This is a genomic window from Asanoa sp. NPDC050611, from assembly GCF_040654855.1.
GTDB lineage: Bacteria > Actinomycetota > Actinomycetes > Mycobacteriales > Micromonosporaceae > Asanoa.
In genome coordinates this window covers 1-2,992 of the sequence record NZ_JBFAIU010000554.1, presented here as the reverse complement: position 1 = coordinate 2,992, position 2,992 = coordinate 1, and the positions used below count along the sequence as shown (strand labels likewise).

Here is a 2,992-nt window from a genome sequence, read left to right as displayed (position 1 = left end):
CATGTGCAGGAGCCGGTCCCCGTCGAGGAACGTCAGGTAGGACATGGTCGGGCCGCCGCGGCGGCACCGCTGCGCCCGCGACTCACGGCCGACGGCGCGGCGGACTGGGCGGCACCGGTCCGCGCGACGCAGGCCATGTCCAGCCTTGCGCGCGAGATGATCGACCTGCTCTCGGGCCCGCTGGCGGGCCGCATCCGCGAGTGCGCGAGCGACAACTGCCCGCTGGTCTTCGTCGACACGTCCCGCCCGGGCGCCCGCCGCTGGTGCACGATGGAGCGTTGCGGCAACCGCCACAAGCTCCGTGCCCTGCGCGCCCGCCGCGCACCCCAGACCGACTGATATTGCAAGATCAGATGTAACCGGTGCTACAGTCGGGAGTGTGACCTGGCTGCTGCTCGTGCTCAAGGTGCCCGCGACGCCGTCCCGGCACCGGGTCGCGGTGTGGCGTGAGCTGCGCAGGATCGGCGCCATCTCGATCGGCCAGGGCGTCTGGGCGGTCCCGGACGTTCCGGTCTTCAGCGCCGGCATCGCCCGTGCGGTCACCCTGACCGAGCAGGCCGGCGGCCAGGCCGTGACGCTCAACGCGACCGGGCGCGGCCCCGACGACGCGGCGCGGCTCCAGGAGCTGTTCACCGCCGCCCGCTCGGCCGACTGGGTGGAGTTCCTGGCCGACTGCGGCAAGTTCGAGGAAGAGCTCGCCAAGGAGATCCGGATCGCCAAGTTCACCCTGGCCGAGTTGGAGGAGGAGGAGCAGTCGCTCGAGCGCCTGCGGCGCTGGCACCGTGACCTGACCGCCCGCGACGTGTTCCGCGCGCCCGAGGCCGCCGAGGCCGGCAGGCGACTCAAGGAGTGCGTGGCCGCCTGCGAGGCGTACGCCGAGCGCGTCATCACCGCCCTCCACGACACGCCATGAGATCCGCCCGGCAGATGTGGCCGCTCTACGCGGCCGGTTTCACCACCGCGTTCGGCGCGCACGGCATCGCCGCCAACCTCGCCGACGACGCGGTCACCTCCCTGCTCGTGCTCGGCGCGCTGCTCGCCCTCTACGACGGCGCCGAGGTCCTGCTCAAGCCCCTGTTCGGCAGCCTCGCCGACCGGATCGGCGCCCGACCGGTGCTGCTCGGCGGCCTCGTCGCCTTCGCGCTGGCCTCCACCGCCTACGTCGTCGCCGACAGCCCCGGCTGGCTGTGGGCGGCCCGCCTGGGCCAGGGCGCCGCCGCCTCGGCCTTCTCCCCCGCCGCGTCGACCCTGGTCGCCCGGCTCAACCCGGCCGCCAAACACGGCCGGGCATTCGGCTCCTACGGTTTCTACAAGTCGATCGGCTACACGCTCGGCCCACTGCTCGGCGGGCTGCTCGTCTGGATCGGCGACCTGCGGCTGCTGTTCGCGGTGCTCGCCGTGCTCGGCGCCGCGGTCGCCTGGTGGGCGGCGCTCGCCGTGCCGGTCGTCCCGCCACTGCCGAAGGTCCGGCAGACGGTGCTCGACCTAGCCCGCCGGCTGACCAACCGCGCGTTCCTCGCCCCGACCAGCGCGCTCGCCGCCGCGACGGCCGCGCTGTCGGTCGGCGTGGGCTTCCTGCCGGTCATCGGCCACGCGGCCGGATACGGGACGGTGGCCACCGGCGCCGCCGTCTCGCTGCTCGCCGCGTGCGCCGCGGTCGTCCAGCCGCGCGCCGGTCGCGCCCTCGACGAGGGCCGCATCTCGACGCGCACCGGGCTGTCCGCCGGCCTGGTTCTCACCGCGGCCGGGCTGGCCTGCGCGACATTGCCGGGGCTGGCCGGCGTGCTCGCCGCGGCCGCGCTCATCGGCGTCGGCACCGGGCTGGTCACCCCGGTGGGCTTCGCGGCGCTGGCTGCCAGCACGCCGGCGGAGCGCCTCGGCCAGACCATGGGCACCGCCGAGCTGGGCCGCGAGATCGGCGACGCGGGCGGCCCGCTCCTTGTCGCCGGCATCGCCTCGCTGTCCACCCTCCCTTATGGATTCGCCGTGCTGGCCGTGCTCCTCGGCGTCGGCGCGGCGGTCACCGCCCGCGGGCGCGCCTGACCCGGCGGTCGTCGAGCCGGAGCGCGATGCCCTTGCGGCAGCGGTATGCCACCAGGCCGGCCAGCAGCAGGGGGATCAGGAACGTCCAGAGCCAGAACCGGGGCCCCAGCGCGGTGGGCGGGTTCGCGACCCGGGTGCGCCCGGCCCGCAGCAGGCTCTCGGCGACGTCGATGCCGACCACCCCGGCGGGCGCCGTCAGGAGGGTGGCCGGCGCGCTCGCCCCGCGGTGGAGGGCCAGCACCTGGGTCGTGCCGACGCTCCCGTACGCCAGTCGCTGGTTCATCGAGGTCGGCACGTCGAACGCCGCCGGCGCCGGGTCCGCCGGCACGAACGCCGCGACCAGCGCCGACCCGTCCGCCCGCCATCCCAGCAGCCGGATCGCGGTCACGTCGGGGACGGCCGGCAGGTCGAGCGCGCCGAGGTCCCGCCCGGTGCCCGGGTCGATCCGCCGCAGGCTCCAGCTGTAGCCGACCCGCCGGGCCACCGTCAGCGTGTCGCCGTTCCAGGCACCCTTGCCGGCCAGCTCGTCGTCCCGCGCGAGCGTGAAGGAGGAGAGCCGCCGACCGTCCAGATCGGACACGACCACCGTCCGTCCACTCTGGAAGGCGAGGCGACCCGGTGCGAACGCGACCGGCGATCCCAGCTCGTGGTCGTGGTCCGTCTCGGCCAGCCGGACCCGGCCGCCACCGTCGAGCCGGACCAGGGTCAGCACGGACCGGTAGCCGGTGCCGTCCTCGTCGACCGGCACGGTGTCCCGGACGACCAGCGCCGTGCCGTCCGGCGACCAGCCGGACGGCTCGGCGCGGACCGTGCCGTCGACGCCGCTGCTGGCCCGGCGGGCGCGCCCGGTCACGAGGTCGACGACCTTCACCCGGGTGTCCGACCAGACTGCGATCCGGCGCCCGTCCGCCGACAGCACCGTGTCCTCGCCGGCCTGGGACTCGGTGCC

General features: G+C 75.3%; 4 protein-coding genes. 3 read left to right on the top strand and 1 reads right to left on the bottom strand.

Annotated elements, in window-relative coordinates; all coding sequences use genetic code 11:
* The 3 genes from AB0H87_RS40080 to AB0H87_RS40070 all read left to right on the top strand — a co-directional run.
* Positions 1 to 339 (top strand): CGNR zinc finger domain-containing protein (locus AB0H87_RS40080; RefSeq protein WP_360158529.1); only part of this gene is annotated, 339 nt, incomplete at its 5' end.
* 40 nt (positions 340 to 379) lie between these two features.
* A complete protein-coding gene (locus AB0H87_RS40075; RefSeq protein ID WP_360158526.1) occupies positions 380 to 913 on the top strand; it encodes a Chromate resistance protein ChrB in 534 nt (177 codons plus the stop codon).
* Positions 910 to 2,043, top strand: coding sequence for an MFS transporter (locus AB0H87_RS40070; RefSeq protein ID WP_360158523.1), 1,134 nt, complete (start codon positions 910 to 912; stop codon positions 2,041 to 2,043). The genes AB0H87_RS40075 and AB0H87_RS40070 overlap by 4 nt, the downstream gene beginning before the upstream one ends.
* On the opposite strand, the gene AB0H87_RS40065 is transcribed toward AB0H87_RS40070, so the two are convergent.
* On the bottom strand, positions 2,021 to 2,992 hold a 972-nt coding region (locus AB0H87_RS40065), incomplete at its 5' end, for a hypothetical protein (RefSeq protein WP_360158520.1). The two genes, AB0H87_RS40070 and AB0H87_RS40065, sit on opposite strands and share 23 nt — an antisense overlap.

Bases quoted from the DNA above. Each gene is read 5' to 3' on its own strand.
- AB0H87_RS40070 (WP_360158523.1), top strand. From the start codon at position 910: ATGAGATCCGCCCGGCAGATGTGGCCGCTCTACGCGGCCGGTTTCACC.